Source organism: Fervidicoccus fontis Kam940 (genome assembly GCF_000258425.1).
In the GTDB taxonomy this organism is placed as follows: domain Archaea; phylum Thermoproteota; class Thermoprotei_A; order Sulfolobales; family Fervidicoccaceae; genus Fervidicoccus; species Fervidicoccus fontis.
Window position 1 is genome coordinate 445,639 of sequence record NC_017461.1, and the last position, 18,282, is coordinate 463,920.

The following is an 18,282-nucleotide window of genomic DNA, read 5'->3' on the forward strand; positions in this document are numbered from 1 at the left end:
TAACTCAACCCCAAATGTTAAGATAAAAAATAGTTATATTAAAAGTTATCATTTAAGAAGGTTTCTTACCTTTTCATGAGCTCCAATGCCCCAGCGACAAAAACAGATGATCCTATCGGCAGTATCTTTTCGTTTAGATTAAACTTGGAGGTATGCACTCCGTAGATGTATCCCATCTTTTCATTGTAGGTACCTAAGAACATAAAGGTTCCTGGAACCTTTTCCAAATAGTATGCAAAGTCTTCTCCACCCATTGTTGGCTTTGATTCCACTACCTTTTCCTTGCCAAGCAAACCTTCAACTACATTTTTCATAATCTCAGTTACTTCTTGATGATTTATAAGAACTGGATAGCCATATAAATATTCTAAAGAGAAGTCTCCATTAAATGCAGATGTAACTCCTCTAATTATCCTCCTAAGCCTCTCCTCCATGCTGTCTCTAAGCTCCTTGCTCAAAGTTCTCACAGTCCCAAGCATTTCTACCTTATCTGGAATGATATTATGCGCAGTTCCTCCATGTATTGAACCTATAGTTATCACAAAAGGCTCTAGAGGATCTACCTCTCTGCTAGATATTGTGTGAAGAGCATCTACCACCTTTGCCGAGATCATAATAGGATCAACTGCGAGATTCGGCTTAGCCCCATGACCTCCTTTGCCCTTAACGGTAATTTTTATCGTATCCGCCGCTGCGAAAAACGGTCCCTTTCTGTACCCTATAACTCCTTCTGGGAGTTCAGGCCAGACGTGCATTCCTAGTATGTAGTCTACGCCATCCAAAGCTCCTTCCTCAATCATTGGTTTTGCTCCTCCAAGCGTTCCTTCTTCTTCAGCAGGCTGATATAGCAGTCTCACTCTTCCATTTAACTTGTCCCTGAGCTCATTTAGGATTAAAGCTGCTCCATAGACCATGCTCATATGAGCATCATGTCCACATGCATGCATGAATCCCTCGTTTAGAGATTTGTATGGAACATCGTTCTCCTCCTTTATCGGCAAAGCATCCATATCAGCTCTTATTGCTACAGTCTTTCCCCCTTTCTCTTTGCCCTCTATATCTGCTATTATTCCAGTTCCCGCGAGAGTTCTCGGATGCAATCCTATCTTCTCCAAGTGCTCTACCAAGATCTTGTGAGTCTCATATTCTTTGTGAGCAATTTCTGGATGCTGGTGAAGGAGTCTTCTAAGCTCGACTATTTCCTTCTCCTTTTCCCTAGCTAATTCCAAAATATTTACCATTAAATTCACCCACTATTAATATTTTAAAATAAAAATAAAAATTTTTTTAATATTATTAAGCATGTACATCATAGTCTGTGAATTCTTCTGGAGCGATGCCTGATTCGTACTTAATTTTAGCCATTCTGACAATAGCATAAACTGCTAGAAGAACTACTAAATTAAGTGCTAACCCCACTAGTCCTACGTATGCATATTTGAACCATGGGAGCAATGAAGATGCGAACTTCACTGTATATAGGCCATATGTAGTGAAAGTAACGCCAACAGCCCAACCTGCAGCTACGCTGTATTTGTCAAGGCTGTGCCAGTACATAGAAAGAATTATTGCAGGAAGCGTTTGAAGTAGCCACGCATAGCTCATAGTGAGTAGATAGAATATTAGACCAGAAGCTGCCGGTGTCAAGACAAAAATAAGGCTTGCAACTATCATTATAAACACCGAAATTCTCCCTACAAGCACCTGCTTCCTTTCGCTTGCCTGCTTATTGATGTATTGAAGATAAATATTTCTGGTTATTAAATTAGCCGCAGAAAGTGCCTGCAATGATGCAGGTATCATCGCTCCAATTATTATTGCTGCAAAAGCTATGGACACGAATGTTGGAGAGAAGTATGTAGTAAGTACGCTTGGAAATGCCAGACTTGAAACCTTATTTGGAACGAGATTTTCGCTCAAAGCTACTAATCCGAATATCGCAAGGATCAGCATCCATACCTGATATACTGGAAGTAGTACGGAGTTTTTCTTTATTGTTTTTGCATCCTTTGAACCCAAAATTCCTGTCAATAAGTTGGGGAACAGCAGCCATGCTATACCATTTCCAAAAGCAAGTGTCATATATCCAATCATGAGGTTAGGAGGTATCATGTAGTTTAGTCCTTGAGCATCTAAGCTTTTAAAGACCAAGCTAAATCCATCGAACCTTATTGCAAGGACGACAGTTATTGTGATTATAACTGCCCATAGTAGAATGTCTTTTATTATCGCGCCTAGTGCTGGACCCCTTAACCCAGCGACAACGGTAAACGCTGCTACAATTAAAAAAGCTATTATATAGCTTTCCACAATAGGAAAATTCATTGCCTGAAGAACATATTTGATACCTACTATTTGAAGTGCTATGTAAGGAAGCATTGCGATAATTCCTGTCAAAGATATCAAAAGAGATAATGTATCGCTCTTGAACCTTTCCCTTACATAATCTCCTCCTGTAATCATTCCCTTTTTCTTCGCAATTAGATAAAGCCTAGGTGCAACGTAATACAAAAATGGATATGCCATAGCACCGTAGACCGCTGAATATAGTATAAAACCTCCCTGACCATATGCTCCTCCAGGAACAGAAATCAAAGCATAAGCAGTGTATATATCTCCACCCATTAAGAACCAAACTATTAATGTGCCAAACTTTCTGCCTCCTATACTCCACTCACTAATTTTAGACATATCAGCTGCTCTCCACCTTGCTCCTAAAAATGCTACTATTATAGTTGAAGCGACTATTAAGAAGAACAGTGCTATATCAAATGTAGAAAATTCCACGTCTACCACCTCTCCCTATCAATGAACTTGAAGACAATAAATGTCAACACAGGCTGTATGAATATCCATGAAAATAAGTACCAATATAGAAAAGGCCATCCTCCTAAGTAAGGTTCTTTTCTGTTATAAATAGGCGCTGTAAATACTAGTGCAGTCCATGGTATTAGCATTAATAGCAATATTTTTATGAAATGCTTACCTTTTGATAATTTTCCTCTTTCCACAATATCACCTTAAATTATTTTTTAAAAACCTTTTGTTTTTAAATTTTTTTATCGTTTTTTTGTTTTAACAAAATTTCCTTTTTTATTTTAATATTTTAATAATTAAAATGTAAAAAATTTTCATAATTAATAACTAATAAAATAAGAAGAAGCGCCGGGGGCGGGATTTGAACCCGCGCTCCCCGTATGGGGAACTGGCTCTCAAGGCCAGCCCCTTAGTCCGCTCGGGCACCCCGGCTTTTTGCAAAAATATCAATTATTATAGAAGGTAAAAAAGTTTTTAATTTTTTAAAAATAATGTTTAAAAATAATAAAGTTATGTTGCTAAGAGTAGAAAAGCCACTGGGATCCGCTAGTTATCCAATCTTCAAATGTATATGTTGAAGCATACAGTTTGTATTGTCCCATATATTTATAATATACAGGAAGACCTGAAGACGTCGGCATGTTAAACTGTATTATTAGAGGAATATCTGCTCTGTATGGATAAATATAGTTGTTGAACTTCACAGTAAATGTTACCGTACTACCAGCAGGAATTAGCCCAGAATATGATCCAGGAGTTACATTAGCATTCCATGATGAATATGCAAAGAGTGGGTAAATCGAAGGAGCAACTACAGCATAATATTGAGTTGCCGCATATGGAAGCTTGATTGTATAAGTTACTGTACCCTGAGGTCCTAATTTAGATATTGGCAATCCTGAGATCTGAAGTGGAGTGACTGAGACTAAGAATCTTTCAGCATTAGTTGAACCGTCAAATAAAGCAGTTCTTACAATGAGCGTATATATGCCTGTATTAGACTTCTGTGTGGGATACTCGAAATATCTATACCTCGTGCTCGGAAACGTTATTGCAGAAAGGTTCTTCCCATCTATACCACCTGTTGCAGTCCATAGGAAAGTTCCCGCCCATAAGTTCTCATGATATGATACAGATTCTCCGAAGAATCCGCCTGCAAACTGTCCATCAGGACCTAATGCATAAGTGATTAAGCTTGTATTACTATAAGTCCATGTTGCTTTGAACTCGAATGCAGATAACGAAGGAGATTGGACGTTTACATAGAAATATCTCCAATCTCCGGCTTCGTATCTCCAGTCCCAATCGTTGTCCCCTCTGATGTTTGATGGACTCAGCATTAGGCTTGTATCTGTCGTCGGATTGAGGTATAATGTGCCGCTCATCGGCATGTTTGTATACACAGTGTAGCTAATAGGGACGTCATAGACTCTATACGAACCATCTGAGAAAGTAGCTCTTACCCTCATAAAGGACTCATATGCGGTAGGTGCTAATGAATATGCAAAGACAGTTCCTTGCAGAGTTACTGACTTACCAGGTAGCAAATTCATACTAATAGAAGGAACGTAGACTGCAGGATCTTTAACTAACATAAATTGAGAGATCGTCAATGTTGCAGGGAAGTTGACAAGTGGTACAGAGCTATAATCTCTATGTATGAACACCCTTATAGCGAGCTTAGCATTCGGTCCAAATTCTTGTAGTAACTGTCTCGGATTGCTTATCTCTATGGAATTGTAGTTGGATGTCGCATAACCTACGTTTATGAACGCCAACTCGTTTCTATCAGGCACACCGTTTCCATTAGTATCATTTATCCAGACATATGCATAAACATCAATGTCGAAATCTGGATTATAATCGTCATTGTTGTCCAGCAACCTGAAGGGGGCATTAACTTCTGCTAATAATATGCTCGTGCCTGAGCTGATATTATTTGGAGAAAGGATTATCCATTGGTTTGATATTGTTGTTGATCTTGAAACATTGAACAGCAACTGGTAAGTAACTGGAGCGAGTATCCTTTTCATTGTATAAACGCCATCTATACTGAAGGTTGCAAATGAGGTTGATGGATTCTGAATAGTAAAGGTGAAGCTCTTCATCCCGTTTAATGGAACATCTGGGACATAAATGCCGTAATAATTCTGTGAAGAGAATGCACTAGGAATGTTTGGATTTTGAACTTGGAGGTATGCTCCATAAAATCCTAAAAATGACCCTGGCATATAGTCCTGGAAAGTCCAGTACCACATGCTAGACATTTTAGATGCACTTAGTGAATACTCGCTTTGAGATGAAATTAAAAGCTCATCGGACTTTCCAAGTACATATTGTACAGCTCTCGTAATGTTGATCCTGCCGGCCCCCTGATCATAAGGCATGTATCCTAAGCTGTCAGCTGTATTCATTAGTATTTCCTTGAGCATTGATGGCGGAACACTATTGGCAGATGATCCCACTTTTTCTTCGAGCGCCTGTATCAAAAGTGCGACAGCACCAGCAGTTAAGGGGGTTGCATAGCTTGTCCCTCCAAAGATGTTATAATAAATAGGTATTGGAGCCGCTGTAATTCCCCAGGCACCAACATCAACTATATCTGGCTTTAAGTATCCCATTGGAACGGGGCCTCTGGCAGACCACATAATTATGTTATCTTGCGTATATCCACCATATCCATATCCAACCTGGTAAACTTTCCACAATGTAGATGCACTCACTGTAAGTGCTCCTACAGCGGCACCCGGAGAGGTGACAGTTCCAAATCCAGGCCCCCCGTTTCCTGCAGCTTGCACTACGAGTATTCCTGGGAATGAGGGATCTAAGAACCCTGGAGTTGTTAGAGCATTGATAAGCATTGATTCAATATCATAACCAAATCCAGAAATATCATATATGAAGTTGCTAATTCCCCAGCTATCGCTTATTACATCTGCTCTCTTTTCGCCTGTATAATAGATTGTACCGTTATTATTTACATCAAAACCTGAAGCCCACAAAAGTCCCATTTCAACATCTCCATACCATAAAGCCTTGACACCAATAACATTAGCATCCTTTGCAATTCCATTAACAATTCCATTGCCAGCTGCAGCGGAAGCACATGATGTACCGTGACCTTCAAAATCATAGAAGAGACTTATATAATCGCCGTTCAGATCCCATCCAGGATAATATGCACCATAACTATTAAACCAAAGTCCGACGTCATAGAAAAATCCACCAGCAACTCCTAAGCTAAGATCCTCTTCAGGAGAGTATAGTATTCTATTTCCATCATATGTGACAACAATATCTCCATTATCTCCAAATACACCATCATTATTTGCATCAATTACCAATAACGTATAGTTTCCTGGAGTATCAGGATCTGACATCAAGACACCAACACTAACGAGTCCTGCTACAGTATATTCAAGGGTCATTCCAAACTTATAGATTCCGCTGGATGATGGAATGTTTCCAACATAGTAAGATGAGTAGCTTGGAGGAACTGTCTCGTAATATGGGTCAAGAACGACGAAATAATTCTGACCGACATTTATATATCCGCTACTGTTGGCCTGAAAGCTGTTTGTGAGTATAACCTGAGATTCGTCTGCATCCAATACCATTGGCTCTCTGATATTTGAAGTTGTCCCATAAACCGTTCTATAACTCCCAACATAGTAGATCAATTTGCTTTGCAGATCTGGATGTGCATAATCAACACCAGTGTCTACAATTGCTATTTTCACTCCACTACCAGTAATTCCATAAGAATTTTCTACAAAACTAGCACCGATAAGATTCCTCACGTCATTTGTTTCAGGTTGAATAGAATTGTTTACTCCAATCTGCGTATAATTATCGAAAGGACTAAAAGTACTGGGCTCGAAAGTTGGAACGGCACTAGCATATATATTTGTTATATATGTTAATCCAACTGCTTGTATTTGGTTATAAAGCAATTTAGCCGGACCATATAACCTAATTGTATACCCCCCATCTTTGTTCTTAACAGGATTTCCAAGTATTATTGGAACTTGTGAACCGTGAAATGAAAATGTATATCTGCTTAACTCTGATACAATTTTTGAAATTTGCTGTGAAGATTGTGGGGATAAGTACAACGAAACCATAACAGTACTATTTCCAAGCTGAGAGAGTGAACCTAGTTCCTTTGAAATTCCGCTCAAATTACTGCCTGTTGTACCAGTATTGTTATATGCAAACGCATTTATTGGTGCAGACATAATTACTATTAATATAATTGAAATCAACTTAAATAATATATTTCTATTTACCAAATTTTATTCACCTAAAAATCTTATTTCATTGTCATAATATTTAAATATTATCTTATTAAAATAAAATTCACTTACAGAGGGAAAAATACAATTATCAAAATTTTATTATAAAAATATAATAGAAATAGAAAAATTAAAAAAATATAAAAAATAAAAATTAAAAAAATTAAAATATTGATATATTTTTTTACTTATTTACTTGGAGTAGTTGCTAGAGATTTCTTAAGGGTATTGTATACCATTGTAGATATTGCAAGCGCTACTAATACAAGTATCAAGGTTACCAAGCTAATGTACAGTGCATATGCTGCTTTGCTTGCAGCATCGCTTGCTTGCGTAGTAGCTGCATTAGCTGCAGAAACCGCATTGCTTACTTGACTGCTTAAATTACTCACTTGTGAAGATAATGCATTGATTTGGTTAGCAGCATTAGATGCTGCAGTAGCTGCATTCTGAGCCTGGGTCGCTGCACTGCTTGCAGAGGTTGCTGCATTCTGAGCTGCAGTTACTGCCTGCGAAACTTGGCTAGATAGCTGGTTAACTGATGTGCTTAAACTATTGACATTATTAGATAAAGTGCTTAATTGAGAGCTCATAGTATTTAATGAACTATTAATACCGTTTAACGCATTGTTTATTGTGCCTACCGCTGCATTGAGATTGTTCTGCAGTGTTGTTAAACTGTTTGAAAGTTGAGTGCTAACGCTAGTTAACTGACTAGAGAGAGCACTTTGAGCACTGTTAATGCTACTTGTAATGGTACTGACTGCATTCTGCAAATCACTATAAGTCGCAACCTCTGTCAAATTGTTAATTACATACGCATAGCTTGCATCAGTCGCCTGAATTACTGGCGTGCTAGTGCTTGATGGCACATAATATGTTAAATTAACCATATATGCACCTGGTTCGACGAATGGAATCCACAATCCTAGTACGTTAGTAAATTGACTTGTCAGTAAACCATTGCTCGTTGAAGTCCATCTCTGAACGTTGGTAGTTACAGCCATTATAGCATCTGTGTTGTTTATCAGCACTCCAGCCATAGCAACACCAGCTGGGAATCCAGTACCAATTACTCTTACTATGCCAGAACCTACTAATATTGGTGCAATATCTTTATTGAGATCTAGTAGCAATATCTTTGGAACTACTTGAGCAGGCGTGTTAGGTAATATATTAGTACCATTGTAGAATCCTAAGGTAATCGTTCCAATCGATGAACCTGCAGCTTGCAATAAATAGGTACCTTCAGGAACTGTTGGTACAGTGAAACTAAAGGTAGCCGAGCCACTGTTATCTGCTGTAGCTGTTCCTACTTGTATATCACCAAAGTATATATTAATTGTGTCTCCTGGTACCAATCCGGTAACTGTAACTAATACTTTATCTCCAACATAGTCGCATGTACCGCTTACTGCTGCACACTGAGAGCAGTATTTCTCACCAACATATTGCTCACATGGACATACTATTACAGTTTGATTATTATAGCCTGCATAAGCAATTGGACTGCTTTTCGGTTGCATCGTAATTGGGTTAATGATCTCATAATATCCTCCTGCACCAACTACTATAGCTGCTCTGTACTCGAAGCCCCAGCTATCTTTTCCCCATATGTAGTGGGCGCCAAATGTAATATTCGAAGATGGCATAGTAACATTAAATGTTAAGTTTCCATCTTTGCCCAAAGTAAATGTTCCTAGATTTATTGACTGATCAAGGGTCACTGTCAAGTAGTTTGTCTGATATCCATAGTAAGTTCCTGGACCGTAACCGTAAGCTACTACCGTTATTGTTTGTCCCGGAGTTACAATTGCGTTAGATGGATAATATATTATGAGAATTCTCTGCACGAGATAGTAATCATCGGGGAATGTTATATTATTGCCATTTGATTCGACTACAGTTGGTATGTATAAGCCAGCAGTCATGTTTGTTGGATAGTATTGATAAAGGTTAGAGAAGTTAAAGAACCCGTAGCTGTTAGTCGTTATATTACCAGAGGAAACATTAAAAGTATATGATACATTTGTAAAGTTCTTGTTGTGCAATGTTACATTCATTACTTGAACATTTGGATCGAAGCCGATGCCAATTAATGTTAGATTCTGAAGTTGCTGGTCAATACCATTTCCGGTATTTGGAGATAGTACCAGTTGTGGAAGGACTGTAAATGTTCCAGGTTTCTGATTACTTATATAGGTAGCACCAGAGCCAATAAAGTATACCGAATATTGCCCCATCGGAATACCTTCAGTGAAGTTTGAGCTTGAACCGTATAATGGTAGAGTTATACTTGCAGTTCCATTAGAGTTCACAGTTAAATATGTACTTAAATTATACACTGCAGTGAATGTATTGCTGGTAAAGTTAAATGCTGTAATAACTGCATTTGGATCTACACCATAAACGTTGACGGTAATGCTATTTGGATTGCCTAAAGTATCAGCACATGGAGTTTGAATCGGAGATATTTCAACTTTTGGATATATATTGAGATAGCTGTATTCGCTAGTAAGAAATCCTGAAACTAGAACATATACTACAGGTGGAGATTGTATGCCTGGAAGAGACTTTGGTAAAGTCAATGTCACATTATACAATCCAGTCGTAGAGGGACTTATTGTTTGTGTTACCCATACATTAGATCCAACTGAATCACTAGCCAGTTTTATTGTATATGTACCTGGCAAATTAATTTGCAGACTTACTGTGATTGGTTCTCCTGGATAAGCACTGCCATCTGGCGCGGTTCCAGTAACGCTTATTATAGTTGCTCCTCCTTGTTGAGCTACTGCAATTGGTAATGCAAGTATTACTATAGGTATAATAGCTAATAATATTAGACTAATTTTTTTCATATTGTCCATAGAGGATTTACCTCCTTTGCATTTTACTATTAATTTAATTTCAGGTATTTAAGAGATATGTGTCTTTATGTATATATAAAAGAATTTATTGTATACAATTGCTTATAATAATGCATGCATAAAACAATTAATTTTTAATAAGAATTTAAATAATGATTATATTAAAAATTTAAATGATGATTATCAATGAGCGAAAGAGGAAAAAAGAGGTTTCTCGCTATTTCTGAAGATATAATTACAGAGGCAATGAACATAAGTGAAAAAGTTGGAATCCCCTTCACTACACTAATAGAGAGAGCTCTCAGCGATGTTTTCAAAGTAATGAAGTACAAACCGCAACTGATTGATGCGCTTTCATACGCTGATGCGGTAGATGATATACGAAAGCTGGGAGGAATTGTTATTCCAATGACTTTTTTCAAAAAAAACATTGAAAAGTTAAGCGATAAGGAGCTGGAGGATTTAGCCAATGAGTTGTATAAGATGAGCCTATGGTATGGAGAGCTTGCAAAGGTAAAAAGAGGAATAAGCGTAGATGAGTTAAAGAGAGCTATATCATTATGGATACCTAGCTCAAATATTGAGGTGATTGAAAATGGATCAGAGATGAAGATCATTGTCTCTCTATTAGATGCAAATGATAAAGTTTTGTCTGTAAGTAAGAGAATCATTGAGGGATTGCTCGAAGGTTTTGACTTAAAAGTTAAGGAAATTTCCTTAGGAAACAGTCTTATAATAGCAAAGGTGCACGGAAAAATTGAGGAAAAATAGGAAGAGCATTGCAGCTGACTATGATTTAGCTGAAAGGTTGAAAGAATTTTCAAAAAATAGAGGAATGAATTTTTCTAAATATTTAAATGAGATTTTGGAGCAGTGCGTTTATGCTGAAAAGCAGGGCCTTTACCCACCAAACCTCCTAAAGGAGAAGAGGAGGCAGTATGTGCTTGAAAAGCTAGGATTTGTCTTGTTGCCTTCTGATATAATTGAAAAAGCTAAAGATGTAGGAGAGCTTGAAAAATATGGAGAATCAATAGGGAAAACCATTTCTGAGCTCAGTGATGAGTCATTTGAAATTGTAGAGATGCTTGTAAACAACATGAAAATTGGCTTTTCGCAGAGTGACTCCGTAATGCTTATACCTTCCTACGGCTACCAAGAATTTCTAAGAATTTTTGTCGTTGGAATAGCAAAGGGGGCGGGTTTAAGAGTTGAGAAAAAGGGGGAGTTTTACTTAATATATCGAAATATAGATGAAGCTATGAAAAGTGAAAGTTCCTGATCTAAAGGTTTTGATTTTCCTCAATTATCCTTTTTATTTCATCCTTCGAAAGAACCTTTGCCCCGTAAACTTGGGACATATATACTAAAGCGTAACCGTGATCGCTTTCACTAAATGCTGCAACGCATTCTTTTGGTATAATTATCTTATACCCTCTGAAAAATGCATCTGCAGCTGTATGAAGAACGCATATATGAGTACTTGTTCCAGTTAAAATCAAAGTATCTACATCCAGCTCCCTCAATAACAGATCTAAACCTGTAGAGAAAAATGCGCTGTACCTCCTTTTCTTAATAATGAATTCCCCATTTTGGGGCTCTAGCTCTTCAATTATTTTGCTTCCCCACTCTCCTTCAATCGCATGTTCTCCCCATACTTCAATTTCTCTATCAACCCCTTTGATATGAGAGTCAACAGCATATATCACCGGTATACTGTTCTTTTTTGCAAATTCCTTAAGCTCCCTTATGCAGGGAATAATTTTCTTTACATTTTCATTACCGAATTTTCCATCGACAAAATCGTGGATCATATCTATTATTATTAGGGAAAATTTCATTTGAAGCATACCTCCATAGTAAAAAATTTCCTTATATTGATAAAAATTTTTCAGTTAAAGTCTTATTTCCCTATCAAGTTCTTCTAAAAACCGCTCAACAAACTTACTTCTCTCTTCCGCAATTTCCTTTCCGGGTTTCGTATACATCTTATCTTTAAGCTTTAGAATTTTCCTGGAAAAATGCTCAAAACTCTCATTCAAGCTCCTTTCATGCTTTCCACTATATGCAAAAACTCTAGCTATTCCAACCGCTCCGATTGCATCAATCTTGTCTGCATCGCTTAATATTTTGGCCTCAATAGATCCAGGCTCGATACCAGAAGAGAATGAGTGCGCTCTTATAGCATGCGAGATTTTTTTGATTTTTTCCTCTCGGATCCCGAATTTCCTCAAAATATCTTCAGAAATCTCTGAAGCTAAAGCTTCGTGATTTTCATCATCGCTTACTCTTGATATGTCATGGAGATAGGCTGAGGCAAGGAGTACAAATGTGTCGACTTCCTCTTCCACCTTTTCGCCAATATATAGGCATAACCTTACAACCCTTTCAACATGCTCAATTCCATGTGTTATGTCTTTCTGTGGCATGACCGACCTTGCTAATAATTTAAGAACTTCCAGCACATTTCTTTCTTCTTCCTTTAATTCGGTTAACATATTCCTCTCTCTTCTTAAAAACGTTTTGAAATATTTTGCTTAAAGTATTTTAAAACTTTTGCGATATTGCGTCTCATTAGCATTGATAAATCAAAAAACTATCTAAATAAAAAGGATCATTCGCCGATTACTTCTATTAGAACTTGTCTTCTGTTTCTTGGTCCATCAAGCTCAAACAGCATAATTTCCTGCCATGTTCCCTTTATGAGTTTTCCATTCACTAAAGGAAACACTTTTGAAGGACCGAAAAATGAAGCCGCTATATGGCTATCTGCATTATTATCTATCAGATTGTGATAGTATTTTCTTTCTTTATCAAGAAACTCATCAATCCAGTTAATTATATCTTTCTTTAACCCTTGTTCGTCCTCATTAACTACTATAGTAGCAGTGGCATGGAGCACAAAGATTAGAACAATTCCATTATTAATTCCACTTTCTTTTACAGCCTGTTCGACAAAAGATGTAATGTTTACAAGCTCTCTTCTATTTTTAGTATCAATAGAAATGCTCTTTACGAATGTCTTCATTAAAGAGCACCCTTTAAGATTGAATTATAGAATTGAAGAAATCTATATACTTTGCTAGTCTAAACTCGATGCCATGTCCAGGTAAAACAAGTGCATCTGCGTTTACTCTTTCAAGTATTAATTTGATGCTCTTCTTCATCTCCTCCTCATTACCGCCGAAGAAATCAGTTCTTCCTATGCTCCCTGCGAAAATTGTGTCGCCAGAAAAAGCTAAATCAACCTCTCTTAAATAGAGGAGTATGCTTCCTGGTGTATGTCCTGGAGTCTTGAGCACTTCTATTTCTTGATCGTCAAACTCTATTTTTTCTAAATCTTTTAAATCAATATCAGGATCTAAAGGGCAATCCTTTTCATTCAAATTAAATCTTTTTAGAACTTTTTTATTGTGTTCTTTCAAGAACAAATCCTCGCTACTCATGAAAAATTTTGCATTATATGCACTTTTGATTTCGTCTACTCCGCAAACATGATCAAAATGACCGTGTGTTCCAATAACCCATATAGAATTTAAATCTCTATTTTTTAAAAAATCAACAATTACATTGCTACTTTCTCCTGGATCTATCATGAGAGCCTTTTTCGGATCTTTGCTGAAAATAATATAAGTGTTCGTTCTCAAAACTCCGTGCTTTATTGCATATATAGCTAAATTACCAATACTAAATTTCTTTATTGCTTGCATAATTGTAGTCTACCGATTATTATTAAAATTGTCTGAATTTACAAATTTTTCGATTATACTATCTTTGCTCCTATATAAGACAGAAAAGCTCTCATTTGATTTTTATCATTACTCACAAACCAAAAGAGAAGAATTTTGCTATTATAAGTATTATTGAAGACGAGAGAACTATCAAGATATTGTCATCTAATGGATTATACTCGTATCTTTCTACAAAAGATGCGACAACTGAGGCGATAACTCCCCAGTACCCAGCATATATATATCCAATTGGTATCATTAATGCTGCCATAGCGAGATTGCCTGCCCAGTGCTTAGTCCTCTTTCCAAAGAGGAGGTTCCTCACTATACCGGTTATTCCGTCTCCAAAGCTTATAAGCATAGGCGGCAACATCGCAACGAAAGGGTTGCCCAGGTATAGCCACAGAATCAGTATGGAAAAACCCCAAGCAAATGCGAAATTCACTTCATATTTATTCTCATCGACTTGAAACCAATAATACTTTTTCCTGCTTTTGTGCTTGTAGAGGAGAAAAGATCCTAGCAAAACTGCAAATAAAAATGGCGTAAAAGGTTCTTTAAAGATAAATGGGATAAAGGCAGAAACAACCCCTCCAACAAAAATGTGTATTATCTTCCTGTTGTAATATACAGCTTTCCTTTCTTTTACTCCTCTTTTTATCATAGCATCATATGTTTTCCTAGTCACATAACATATTAATAAAAAAACGTATATAGCTAATGGAATTGCAACAGCTAAGTCTCTAATAAATACATCTATACTGTACGTTTCCAAGCGATAAACACCATGGCAAAATATATTAAATTATTCCTGACGAAAGTATTAAATCTTTTTCTAAAGAAAAAATTACAAGATGATGCAAAAATGCCACTTAACAGAAAGATAATGGCTGCCGACCAAGAATTAGCGGAGAAGCTTTCAAAGCTTGCTGAAAAATATAATACTAGCCTTTTCAACTTAACAAATAAGGCAATTTCTTCTTATATAATAATGGAAAAGTCTGGGTATGGAGATCCTGTAGATGGAGCAGTAGATTTGACAATTTTTCAAACGCTCTTGTCCTTCGGCTTCAAGCTAGAAATTCCCAATCTAGAGGGTGATGAAGCGAAAAAAGCTGGAAGAGCTGTTTGGATTTTAATATCCAGCAGGGTCGATGGGGCTGACAAAGATAAAGTTCTCCTCAGACTTTTAAGCTTATTTGTTGGCGAGAAGAATGTTTTCACTGAGACTAAAAATGGAGAAAAGAGATTTGTAGTTTCCCTTCCTATAAATCCCAAGGTAAATGAAGAAGCTTTAAAAGATATCATATATGGATTTTTAGAAGAAGCTTATGGAAGAAACAGGTTCGAAATTGAGAATAAGGCTAAGCTTTTAATAATCAGTATTTTTTCAGATTAAATTCTATCTATCTTTTCGATATATTTGTTGAGCACAGGAAGTCCGCAGATAATATCTCCATTTATGTACTTTTTCAGGAAGTTAATAGTAGAGTACGAAGTGTCCTTGCTATTAATTGCCTCTGATGGAGAGAAAAATTTTGCGTCTCCTGCATCACTTCCAGCCTTAAGCTCTCCTCTGACATTCTCAAAAAGCACATCTATGAGAATATAATGCCTCCAAACGCTTTTATCCTCTTTTAACACTATAAGCTCATCGACATTAACTATACACTTAGCATCTCCAATAAGCCCAGTTTCTTCATAAAGCTCTCTTTTTGCTCCGTCAAAGATCGTCTCTTCAAGCTCCAAGTGCCCTCCTGGAATCGCCCACTTTCCTTCTTGCGGTGGGTAAATTCTCTTAACAAGCAAAATCTCTCCTTTTTCATTAAATACGACAGCACCTACACCTACAAGAGGTCTAGCACTCATCACCTTTCGCCTTTTCTATCCTCTTCTCTAGGCTGTCATTCTTTCCATCTCTTTCTGCCATTCTCTTCGCATAATTTTTTATTTCATTCAGATCATATTCAAAGCTATACCAAGGTTCTTTCTCTTTTTTCATAATTTCAGCAGCCCTGCATACATTTATCCCTAAATTATACGCATCATATACAGCAAAGCCGTTGTCTAGTGAATCGTCAATTGAATGGTGATAAGCAAGTGACCAAGGAGGAATATGATATCCGAAGCTATTGAATACGTCCATCAAATATGCAATTGTCATTGAGGTTCCAGTGTCTGATCCTGTAGCAATGAATGCAGCAACTTTTCCGTCGACTAGGCTTTTACCAGTGTGGAAAAGCATGTTTTCTAAGCTTGTGAGCCTGTCTATAAAATTCTTCATTATGCCTGATACCATGTACCAATAAACAGGTGTTGCTATTACGACTCCATCACTCTCAATCAGTTTCCTTGCTAAAGAATTAAAGTCGTCATCGTCTATAACACAGGGGAACTTGCATGCCATTATATCATCTGATACGCATCCTGCACATGGCTTTATCTTATGATCTTTAAGGTAAATTATCTCAGTCTCGCATCCTCTTTTCCTTGCCCCAAGCTCTGCTACATACATAAGCTTCGTGCTATTTCCCCCCTTTCTAGCTGATGCATCAATAAATAGTATCTTCGCACTCATATTTTTCACCAAATGGATCAAAAATCAATAAAAACGATAAAGCAAAATCCCTTAATTTTATTTTTCATTTTGAAAATTCAAAAATGAGTATTATTCGAACAGAGGCTCAAGTATTGGCCTCATTTTCTGATATAACAGTGAAGTCCTCTCTTCTCCCAGTAATGCTCTCGATATCTCCTTAAGATCCTCTTTGGTGACTATCTTCTCTTTTATGTAAATTAAGTAGGAAGATGCCATAATTAGCATGCCAAGATACCAAGATAACCTTACAAAAAACAGTAGTACCGAAAAGATGAGAGGCACGCTTATTAGAATAGCTATTTCTTTTTTCTTAAACTGAACTTGAAGCTTGTATGCAATGTACAATAAATATAAAGCACCTAAGTAGGAGCCTGTAGTAAAGCTTATAGCAGCTCCTATTCCACTCATTTTTGGAACTAGGATAAAATAAAGGATTACTCTAGGCACGTTTGTTATTAGTCCGCTTTTTAAAATTGTGAGATAGTCACCATAAGCATACACAAGGCTTGAAACGAATCCGGAAAAAGCTACAGGTATACTTCCAAAGAGAAGAATTACCAGCGGAATCGAACCTGAGGACAGCTCTTTTCCAAATATATCCAAAAGCAGAGTTGGGTAGACCATTATATAAAAGCTCACTGGTAGCATTAGGGCAAGACTTATCCTGAAAACTCTAGAACCTACCCTTTTTCTCCCATCGCTCAGTCCTGAAAGTACAGGGAGGAGAAGGCCATTTAAAATATTTGATATGTTTAATACTACATTTGCTAGCTGAGATGCGATGAAGTATGAACCTGTCTCAAGACTTCCTATGGTTCCATAAAGCAATATTACACCGAACCACTGACCAATTGTGGAAATAACACCCGGAAGCCAGCTCGGAATGCCTGCCCTCAACAGCTCTTTGAGCTTATCCTTGCTGAAGTATATTTTAAATCCTGTGATTTTTAAAGAATGATAAGAATTTATTACGAATTGAACTACAGTGCTGACAAAGTATCCTAATGCCGCACCGACCCATCCGTAACCAAAATACACAAGCAGTACGCCCAATGTAAACTTGAAAATTGCAGCTGCAACTACAGATATAAAAATGTACTTTGTCAGCAGTAAGCTTTGAAGAAATGAGGTGAAGGATCCGGCGAAACCCACAAATACAAGCAAAGCTGCTATTGTTAACTCTTCAGTACTATAAGAACCTGCCCCTCCGAAGAACTTGCTGTAGATAAAAACGAGGATCCCGCCTATTATGTAAATTAAAAGGGAAAAGTAAACAGAAGTCCATAAATATTCACTTGCACATTCATTGCTTTTCTTTATCCCTATACACAGACCTGTATATCTTGATAACCCAGTAGTAATGCCTAAACTAATAAGCCCTGAAATTAGGCTTGATAGACCAACTATTGCTGAAACTGTTCCAACAACGCTTCCTCCTGCAATCCTTGAGATGATCAACCAATAGAAAAATCCCTGAAGATTACTAATTATGGTTGAAAGATATAGCCAAAAGCCACTTGAAATTACCTTACCGACATGACTTTCTCTGCTCAATTATTACCATCTTCTTTATTTTTAAGCTGAATTCTATTCTTTCCAAATAATTTTATATATAATTTATCTAGTTGTGGGGATAAAATCTCGACTAACAAAGAGGACTCTATTCCTAAAAATATTCCAAAAACTACATCGCTGAACCAGTGGACTCCCAGCATTATTCTAGATATAGCGATCAAAATTGTGTATATCCAACTTAGAATGCTGGCTATTTTCCCTTTTTTGCTTAAATAATAGCTTGCCACGGACGCTCTTGTAGAGTGTCCGGAAGGGAAGCTATAATAGTCACTTAAGAGCGATAAGAATCCAGCGGGAGGAGGGACAGTTGCATTTGGCCGCGGAACTTTAGTTACATCCTTCAAAATTAGTACAAGAACCGAACTTATAATAAACGCAGAAGCAAAATCCAATAGGTT

General features: G+C 37.1%; 17 protein-coding genes and 1 tRNA gene. 3 read left to right on the top strand and 15 right to left on the bottom strand.

Annotation, left to right across the window (positions count from 1 at the left end):
• Nucleotides 1–65 precede the first annotated feature (65 nt).
• The 6 genes from FFONT_RS02305 to FFONT_RS02330 all read right to left on the bottom strand — a co-directional run bounded on the left by FFONT_RS02305 (nucleotide 66) and on the right by FFONT_RS02330 (nucleotide 9,982).
• Nucleotides 66–1,241 (bottom strand): M20 metallopeptidase family protein, encoded by a 1,176-nt coding sequence (locus FFONT_RS02305; protein WP_014557609.1) that lies wholly within the window; start codon nucleotides 1,239–1,241, stop codon nucleotides 66–68.
• Between the two features lie 55 nt (nucleotides 1,242–1,296).
• Nucleotides 1,297–2,787 (bottom strand): sodium:solute symporter family protein, encoded by a 1,491-nt coding sequence (locus tag FFONT_RS02310; protein WP_014557610.1) that lies wholly within the window; start codon nucleotides 2,785–2,787, stop codon nucleotides 1,297–1,299.
• A gap of 2 nt (nucleotides 2,788–2,789) precedes the next feature.
• Nucleotides 2,790–3,011 (bottom strand): DUF3311 domain-containing protein, encoded by a 222-nt coding sequence (locus FFONT_RS02315; protein ID WP_014557611.1) that lies wholly within the window; start codon nucleotides 3,009–3,011, stop codon nucleotides 2,790–2,792.
• A gap of 152 nt (nucleotides 3,012–3,163) precedes the next feature.
• Nucleotides 3,164–3,249 (bottom strand) — tRNA-Ser (locus tag FFONT_RS02320).
• An 86-nt stretch (nucleotides 3,250–3,335) separates the two neighbouring features.
• Complete coding sequence (locus tag FFONT_RS02325; RefSeq protein ID WP_014557612.1) at nucleotides 3,336–7,109, bottom strand: S8 family serine peptidase; 3,774 nt, start codon at nucleotides 7,107–7,109, stop codon at nucleotides 3,336–3,338.
• 191 nt (nucleotides 7,110–7,300) lie between these two features.
• Nucleotides 7,301–9,982, bottom strand: a complete 2,682-nt coding sequence (locus FFONT_RS02330) for a hypothetical protein (protein WP_014557613.1) — start codon at nucleotides 9,980–9,982, stop codon at nucleotides 7,301–7,303.
• 186 nt (nucleotides 9,983–10,168) lie between these two features.
• On the opposite strand from FFONT_RS02330, the gene FFONT_RS02335 reads away from it, so the two are divergent.
• Complete coding sequence (locus FFONT_RS02335; RefSeq protein ID WP_014557614.1) at nucleotides 10,169–10,753, top strand: hypothetical protein; 585 nt, start codon at nucleotides 10,169–10,171, stop codon at nucleotides 10,751–10,753.
• The gene (locus tag FFONT_RS02340) at nucleotides 10,740–11,261 is read left to right on the top strand and encodes a hypothetical protein (protein WP_014557615.1); all 522 of its coding nucleotides are present in this window, start codon (nucleotides 10,740–10,742) and stop codon (nucleotides 11,259–11,261) included. Before FFONT_RS02335 ends, FFONT_RS02340 begins: the two co-directional genes overlap by 14 nt.
• A gap of 1 nt (nucleotide 11,262) precedes the next feature.
• On the opposite strand, the gene FFONT_RS02345 is transcribed toward FFONT_RS02340, so the two are convergent.
• From FFONT_RS02345 to FFONT_RS02365, 5 genes are all read right to left on the bottom strand, one after another.
• Nucleotides 11,263–11,820, bottom strand: coding sequence for a cysteine hydrolase family protein (locus tag FFONT_RS02345; protein WP_014557616.1), 558 nt, complete (start codon nucleotides 11,818–11,820; stop codon nucleotides 11,263–11,265).
• Nucleotides 11,821–11,874: 54 nt separating this feature from the next.
• Nucleotides 11,875–12,477 (bottom strand): HD domain-containing protein, encoded by a 603-nt coding sequence (locus tag FFONT_RS02350; protein ID WP_014557617.1) that lies wholly within the window; start codon nucleotides 12,475–12,477, stop codon nucleotides 11,875–11,877.
• Between the two features lie 116 nt (nucleotides 12,478–12,593).
• A complete protein-coding gene (locus tag FFONT_RS02355) occupies nucleotides 12,594–13,007 on the bottom strand; it encodes a secondary thiamine-phosphate synthase enzyme YjbQ (RefSeq protein ID WP_014557618.1) in 414 nt (137 codons plus the stop codon).
• 13 nt (nucleotides 13,008–13,020) lie between these two features.
• The gene (locus tag FFONT_RS02360; RefSeq protein WP_014557619.1) at nucleotides 13,021–13,689 is read right to left on the bottom strand and encodes an MBL fold metallo-hydrolase; all 669 of its coding nucleotides are present in this window, start codon (nucleotides 13,687–13,689) and stop codon (nucleotides 13,021–13,023) included.
• Between the two features lie 112 nt (nucleotides 13,690–13,801).
• Nucleotides 13,802–14,485, bottom strand: a complete 684-nt coding sequence (locus FFONT_RS02365) for a hypothetical protein (RefSeq protein WP_014557620.1) — start codon at nucleotides 14,483–14,485, stop codon at nucleotides 13,802–13,804.
• 90 nt (nucleotides 14,486–14,575) lie between these two features.
• Here FFONT_RS02365 and FFONT_RS02370 point away from each other — a divergent pair, with 90 nt between their 5' ends.
• Entirely contained in the window at nucleotides 14,576–15,109 is a 534-nt protein-coding gene (locus tag FFONT_RS02370; RefSeq protein ID WP_148683542.1) for a hypothetical protein, read from the top strand.
• On the opposite strand, the gene FFONT_RS02375 is transcribed toward FFONT_RS02370, so the two are convergent.
• From FFONT_RS02375 to FFONT_RS06970, 4 genes are all read right to left on the bottom strand, one after another.
• Complete coding sequence (locus FFONT_RS02375; RefSeq protein WP_014557622.1) at nucleotides 15,106–15,579, bottom strand: NUDIX hydrolase; 474 nt, start codon at nucleotides 15,577–15,579, stop codon at nucleotides 15,106–15,108. The genes FFONT_RS02370 and FFONT_RS02375 overlap by 4 nt on opposite strands.
• Nucleotides 15,569–16,288, bottom strand: coding sequence for a flavodoxin family protein (locus tag FFONT_RS02380; RefSeq protein WP_148683543.1), 720 nt, complete (start codon nucleotides 16,286–16,288; stop codon nucleotides 15,569–15,571). The genes FFONT_RS02375 and FFONT_RS02380 overlap by 11 nt, the downstream gene beginning before the upstream one ends.
• A gap of 90 nt (nucleotides 16,289–16,378) precedes the next feature.
• Nucleotides 16,379–17,863 (bottom strand): oligosaccharide flippase family protein, encoded by a 1,485-nt coding sequence (locus FFONT_RS02385; protein WP_014557624.1) that lies wholly within the window; start codon nucleotides 17,861–17,863, stop codon nucleotides 16,379–16,381.
• Nucleotides 17,860–18,276, bottom strand: a complete 417-nt coding sequence (locus FFONT_RS06970) for a phosphatase PAP2 family protein (protein ID WP_158308293.1) — start codon at nucleotides 18,274–18,276, stop codon at nucleotides 17,860–17,862. Before FFONT_RS06970 ends, FFONT_RS02385 begins: the two co-directional genes overlap by 4 nt.
• Between the last annotated feature and the right edge of the window lie 6 nt (nucleotides 18,277–18,282).